General features: G+C 42.7%; 5 protein-coding genes and 4 tRNA genes. 6 read left to right on the plus strand and 3 right to left on the minus strand.

Translation table 11 applies throughout. The annotated features are described in order from the left end of the window. Positions 1 to 693: 693 nt before the first annotated feature. Together pssA and R8N47_RS23030 are read right to left on the minus strand one after the other, a co-directional pair. Positions 694 to 2,034 carry a CDP-diacylglycerol--serine O-phosphatidyltransferase gene (gene pssA, locus R8N47_RS23025; RefSeq protein ID WP_064354400.1) on the minus strand — a complete coding sequence of 447 codons (1,341 nt, stop codon included), beginning with the start codon at positions 2,032 to 2,034 and terminating at the stop codon, positions 694 to 696. Between the two features lie 71 nt (positions 2,035 to 2,105). Further along, entirely contained in the window at positions 2,106 to 2,537 is a 432-nt protein-coding gene (locus R8N47_RS23030; RefSeq protein WP_064354399.1) for a GNAT family N-acetyltransferase, read from the minus strand. 101 nt (positions 2,538 to 2,638) lie between these two features. On the opposite strand from R8N47_RS23030, the gene murB reads away from it, so the two are divergent. Both murB and birA read left to right on the plus strand, forming a co-directional pair. Beyond that, positions 2,639 to 3,682 carry a UDP-N-acetylmuramate dehydrogenase gene (murB, locus tag R8N47_RS23035; protein ID WP_206971069.1) on the plus strand — a complete coding sequence of 348 codons (1,044 nt, stop codon included), beginning with the start codon at positions 2,639 to 2,641 and terminating at the stop codon, positions 3,680 to 3,682. Beyond that, positions 3,679 to 4,644 (plus strand): bifunctional biotin--[acetyl-CoA-carboxylase] ligase/biotin operon repressor BirA, encoded by a 966-nt coding sequence (gene birA, locus R8N47_RS23040; RefSeq protein ID WP_130545443.1) that lies wholly within the window; start codon positions 3,679 to 3,681, stop codon positions 4,642 to 4,644. Before murB ends, birA begins: the two co-directional genes overlap by 4 nt. Positions 4,645 to 4,651: 7 nt before the next feature. Here birA and coaA read toward each other — a convergent pair whose 3' ends face one another. Beyond that, complete coding sequence (gene coaA / locus R8N47_RS23045; protein WP_005388683.1) at positions 4,652 to 5,575, minus strand: type I pantothenate kinase; 924 nt, start codon at positions 5,573 to 5,575, stop codon at positions 4,652 to 4,654. A 205-nt stretch (positions 5,576 to 5,780) separates the two neighbouring features. Here coaA and R8N47_RS23050 point away from each other — a divergent pair. From R8N47_RS23050 to R8N47_RS23065, 4 genes are all read left to right on the plus strand, one after another. Beyond that, positions 5,781 to 5,856 (plus strand) — tRNA-Thr (locus tag R8N47_RS23050). A 36-nt stretch (positions 5,857 to 5,892) separates the two neighbouring features. Beyond that, positions 5,893 to 5,977: transfer RNA gene (locus R8N47_RS23055), tRNA-Tyr, on the plus strand. Positions 5,978 to 6,012: 35 nt separating this feature from the next. Continuing rightward, a tRNA-Gly gene (locus tag R8N47_RS23060) sits at positions 6,013 to 6,087 on the plus strand. Between the two features lie 13 nt (positions 6,088 to 6,100). Next, a tRNA-Thr gene (locus R8N47_RS23065) sits at positions 6,101 to 6,176 on the plus strand. Positions 6,177 to 6,356 lie beyond the last annotated feature (180 nt).

Below are 6,356 nucleotides of genomic sequence, written 5' to 3' on the forward strand. Positions count from 1 at the left end.
CGGCCTGTCACGCCGGGGGTCGCGGGTTCGAGTCCCGTCCACTCCGCCACTTATATTAAGCCTCAGTCGAAAGACTGAGGCTTTTTTCGTTTCTACTGCGGCGTTTCCCTGAAGTGTGTTTACACCTAATTAGACTACTCCCCATAATCCCTACTAAGTGAACTTTGCGTGATTACACACTAGGCTTTAATTAATATAGGCCGTTGATGCTGTGGAAAGACAATATGACCTACAAACAAACCTAAGTAATCTATGGTATTCAAAGGCGTTCAACGGCTTGAATCTTGATGAGAAAGAAAAAACGAACTGTGCGCATAATCCAGAAAAGCGTCATATATACCCCCAATCTCTCCTGGCTCAAAAATCAAACGACTTGAAAAAAATTGGAAGGTGAAAGATTGAAGGAGCTCTTCATTAGCGAGGTGATGATTTTCGACGCTGAACATTTGATGAGTCTCAGAAAAAATATATCGCCAAAGGGTAAGAAGCGCCAGAACAGAGAGGGGTAGCTTAGCTCGAGGCTGTAAGCTATGCGGAATACTCACAAACGTCAAAGCTCAAACCCATTAAGAGAGTCGCTCTAGATCTAAGTGGTTATGTGCTTATTCCAAATGGATTATATGAAAAAGCCAACTGCTAAAGCGGTTGGCTTAGTATAAAAATTTCGACGTACTTTAGAGCGAGAAATGATGTCTAAAGAATACGTTTTAAAACACCATCTGCCTTTAGGCGGGTAATTTTTCTGACCAGTCGCTGTACCTCTATAGGATAGTCTTCTACTTTCTCTAATTGCTTATAAGTACAGATAAGGTGAGTATGCTCAAGAATACGCGAAACTTCGTCTTCAAACTTCTCAGTGAGCTTCGCATAATTGTCTTGTATGAGTAGCCCATTTTCTAGGTCGAGTGACCAAGCACGTGGATTTAGGTTATTCCCAGTAAGTAGCATATAGCGTTTATCAACCCAAATACCCTTAAGGTGGAAGCTGTTATTGTCATGCTTCCATAGGTGAATTGACAATTTACGTGCGGCGATATTCGCTTCATTGGCTTTCGCAAAGCGACGCAAATTCACTTCGTAAAGATATGGAAGTCCGCCAATAGTTTTAAAGTCTTCCTCAGGTGCAATGTAAAAGTCGTTGGCGGTTTTATCACCCACAACAATAGTTACTTTCACACCACGCTTCATGGCTCGTTTCACTTCACGATGAAGTGCTTTAGGGAAGTTAAAGTAAGGCGTACAAATGAAAATTTCGTCTTGGGCTGCTGCCAATAACTTTACAATCTGTTGATTGAGCAGATTACGGCGTTTGCCTAGCCCAACTAACGGAGTGACTTTTACACTTTCTTCTGTTGCAGCTTGGTCTTCAAACTTATAGTTGGCTTGAGCAAGAGATGCCCTCAGTTGGCGAATCGCCGACTTTATTTCTTTGGTTTCTGGTTTATCTTTTCCTGCAAGATCATTAACGGCAGGGTGAGCAATCATTTCTTCCTGAATGAATTGCACCATTGAATTCGCTAAAGATTCATGTCGAATCATATGGTAACGATCAAATCGATAACGTTCATGATAATGGAGATAAACGTTATTTAAGCTCGCCCCACTGTAGATAACAGTGTCATCGACAATGAAGCCTTTTAAATGCAGTACCCCAAAAACCTCTCTACCACGCACAGGTATACCATAGACAGGGATCGGGTGTTGGTACTTATTGGCATACGCTTTGTAAAGCGCAGAATTACCCTCAGATGTCTCCGCACCAATCAGGCCACGCTGCGCTCGATGCCAGTCGACACAGATATTGATGTCCAACCCAGGATTGCGCTGTTTCGCTTCATAAAGCGCAGTGAGAATTTCACGTCCAGCTTCATCATCTTCCAGATATAGAGCGACTAGGTAAATTCGCGACGTTGCTTTGCTGATAGCATCTAAAAGACGGGTTCTGAATGATTCTGCTGAATACAGAACATCAAAGTCTTCCGGATTGACAGCGAGACTTGGCAACTGTTCGAATGGATTCCTACTTACTATCATATCGGTATGAGTACCTTAGTTTAGTGCAATATTGCGAACCTGCCATTTTATCAAAGATATGATTTACCTGGCTACAAAAGCACGCGTTTTGATGTCGTTGAAGAGATGAATTGCATTGGAATGAGATCTTTACCGCTATCTACATAACGTTGAAATGCCATTTTTAGCGGGTGTGGTAGCTCAGAGCAATCAATTGTTGTGAATCCATGCTTGGAATAATAGGATTCGAGATGTGTAAACGCGAAGCAATAATCGCCATCAGTGAAAACATTGTTTTTACAATGAGTTAGTAGTTTTTTTCCAATCCCTGTTCCCCTAACTTTCGGAATGACCAACATTCCTGTCAATAGACGAACTTTATCTACACTTTTTAAACGTAGTAACGCAATGATTTCACCTTTATGGCTTGCTGTAATGATCAATTCATCTTTTTTGGCTCGACCCGCAGGGTAATACGCTTTGTATAGTCTCTTAATGAGGGGGAGCTTGATGGGATTTAACACTTCTATGATTAATGAGTCTGGTATTGTCACTGCGGTTAAAAGATAACTAATGTAGAATGTCGACAGTTTAAGAGAATCTTATCTGGTGTTGCAAACCTACTATGCAAATTAAAACAAATGCGAGCCTAAAGGCTTACCATACTTTTGGAATTGAACAATCGTGTTCCTATTTAGCTATCGTTGAGTCGCTTGAAGATGTTATTGAGCTATTTCAAAACCCAAGATTCACCCATTTACCGAAACTTTTTTTAGGTAAAGGAAGTAATGTTCTTTTTACAGAACATTTTGAGGGATTAGTGATTGTTAATCGAATCATGGGTAAAGAAGTCACGGAAACGGATGAGCACTACCTATTACATATTGCCGGTGGTGAAGATTGGCCTGGATTGGTTTCCTGGTGTGTGAATCAGGGGATCGGTGGGATTGAGAACTTAGCTTTGATTCCAGGTTGTGCTGGCTCGGCTCCTATTCAGAACATTGGTGCGTATGGCCTAGAGCTAAAAGACATCTGTGATTATGTAGATGTTCTTGATCTAACTACGTTTGAAAACAAAAGAATACACGCCCAAGACTGTGAGTTTGCCTATAGGGATTCCATATTTAAACATGCGTTGCACGGAAAGTGCTTTATCACCGCATTAGGGCTTAAGTTGGCGAAGCAATGGCAGCCGATTAACCAGTACGGTCCTTTACAAAGTATCCCAGAAGAACAACTCAGCCCTGCTTCTATCTTCGAACGAGTATGCCAAGTGCGAAAGGCAAAACTGCCAGATCCAACCAAGATAGGTAACGCAGGTAGTTTCTTTAAAAACCCAGTGATCACGCAAGATCACTATGATCGACTCACAAAAAAATACCCTAACGTAGTAGCCTACCCAGCTTCTGGAGGAATGAAAATTGCTGCTGGTTGGCTTATTGATCAGTGTGGATTAAAGGGGAAGTCTGTACATGGTGCGCAGGTCAACCCTATGCAAGCTTTGGTTTTGACCAACATAGATAATTGTAGTGCTGATGACATTGTCGCGCTTGCTTCTTTAGTGAAGCAGACAGTATGGGACAAATACCAAATCATACTTGAGCATGAAGTACGCTTTCTCAATCGTACCGGGGAGACCAATTTGACTCAGATCGAGGCATCTAGATGAGAAAAGATCACTCTACGAAACTTCATATTTTAAAGTTATTAAGTGATGGAGAGTTTCATTCAGGAGAAGCGTTGGGCGACGATCTTAATGTTTCCAGAGCGGCAATCGCTAAGCACATTAAAGGTCTTAGTGAATGGGGTATTGATATTTATCGAGTGCAAGGGCGTGGTTACCAATTAGCTTCACCATTGCAGCTGTTAGACGAGACACTCCTTACCACTAGCTCGGAGTCACTTGTTGAACTTGTCCCTGTGATTGACTCAACGAACCAGTATTTGCTCGACAGAGTCGCGGATTCGGAAAAGGGCCGTGTTTGTATTGCTGAATATCAAGCGCAAGGTCGTGGTCGCCGCGGTAGACAATGGGTCTCACCGTTTGGCTCTAACTTATATCTCTCTATGTATTGGCGACTGGATGCGGGAATGGCTGCGGCAATGGGCTTGAGCTTGGTGATTGGGATTGCCGCAGTGGAAGCTCTGGAAGAAGTAGGCATGCAAGGTGTTAAACTCAAGTGGCCGAATGACTTGTATTATCAAGATAAAAAACTGGCCGGAATCTTGGTTGAAATGTCGGGTCAGGCCGGTGGGGCTGCTCATCTAGTGATTGGGATGGGCCTGAATATTGGAATGCCTGACGACCAGCCTGAGATTGACCAGCCATGGACCACGTTGAACCAAGTAAATCAGAGTCTCAAGATCGATAGAAATGTTCTAGCAATGACTCTTATCAAGCATTGGAATTCTGCACTTGTCGAATATGAAATGAAAGGGCTTACTGGCTTTATCGAACGTTGGAATCGGTTAGACAATTTCCTTAATCGTCAGGTCAAACTGCTTATTGGGCCTAGAGAGGTACATGGCGTCGTTCGAGGCATCGATCATCAAGGTGGAATATTAATCGAAACCTCCCAAGGACTAGAGACTTATATTGGTGGTGAAATCTCGTTGCGTAAAAGTGACTAAGCTTCGATTACTTTCGCAACGAGACTTTATCAACCAAGTGGTTAACGCCTTTGTGTAGAATCAAGTGGGCTCTCTCACGAGTTGGAAGAATATTCAATTCTAAATTGAGCCCATTAATATCATGCCAAATTTGCTTTGCTTTTTTCTTTGCGTCATCGACAGAGAGTTGTGTGTAGTGGCTAAAATAAGAGCCTGGTTTCGTAAAGGCCCCTTGGCGAAACTTTAAAAAGCGTTCTACGTACCAATGTTCAATGGTCTCTGTTTCTGCGTCGACATAAATTGAAAAATCTAAAAAGTCAGATACGAAGACACGATGCGGGTCATGTGGATAGTCCATTCCACTTTGCAGAACGTTTAAACCTTCAATAATAAGAACATCCGGTCTATCCACTTTTCTTAGTTCATCAGTAATGTCATACGTGATGTGAGAGTAGATGGGTACTTCAAGATCGGGCTTTCCTGCCTTTACGTCAGACATGAACTCGACTAAGCGCTTGATATCATAGGATTCTGGGAAGCCTTTACGATGCATGATACCGCGTTCTTCTAGTACTTTTTTCGGATATAGGAAGCCATCTGTTGTAACCAAGGACACTTTGGGATGATTCTCCCAACGAGAAAGCAATGCCGTTAGAATACGAGCAGTCGTACTTTTGCCTACAGCAACACTGCCAGCGATACCAATTACGAAAGGGGGAGCATGTTCCTCTGTATTTAAGAATTGTTGTAATACGGAATTGCGGCTTTGACGAGCCTGGACATACAGATTCAAAAGACGAGACAAAGGAAGGTAGATCTCTACCGCTTCCTCCATGGTTAGGTTTTCATTAATGCCCTGAAGCGCAGTCAAGTCGTCTTCAGAAAGTGTCATCGGTACAGAGTTTCTTAACTCGGCCCAATTTGCACGGTCAAATGACAAAAATGGACTCATGGGTCTCTTTTATCCTTGGTTTAATAGAAGCAAGAACATACATCAAGCGAACTTCAAAGCAAACGACAAAGGTCGAAGTTTACTTTAAAAAAGCTAAGTTTGTACGAATTTGCAGCAAACGAATCTAAAAAATCGAAATTTATGATTTTTTTTCAAATTACTATTGCAACCTAGAAAATCATTCAATAGAATGCGCACCACTTATGCCGACTTAGCTCAGTAGGTAGAGCAACTGACTTGTAATCAGTAGGTCACCAGTTCGATTCCGGTAGTCGGCACCATTCTTTCCTTTAGTAGTCTGAATGGCTTGAAAATTTGGAGGGGTTCCCGAGTGGCCAAAGGGAGCAGACTGTAAATCTGCCGGCACTGCCTTCGATGGTTCGAATCCGTCCCCCTCCACCATATTCTTTAGGAAATAGCTCTCAGAGTTACGTGTTGCGGGCATCGTATAATGGCTATTACCTCAGCCTTCCAAGCTGATGATGCGGGTTCGATTCCCGCTGCCCGCTCCACTCTAATTTGAGTGCTGATATAGCTCAGGTGGTAGAGCGCATCCTTGGTAAGGATGAGGTCGGCAGTTCGAGTCTGCCTATCAGCACCAGCTCTCAAGTTTATTTCCTTTTGATATTAGATTTACCAATTATCTTTTTTTGGTTGCGTGGTCAATTTGGGCCACCTAAATCCGTACCTAGAGGGACCACTCATGTCTAAAGAAAAATTTGAACGTACGAAACCGCACGTTAACGTTGGTACTATCGGCCACGTTGACCACGGTAAAACA

This window comes from Vibrio sp. 2132-1 (genome assembly GCF_033344315.1).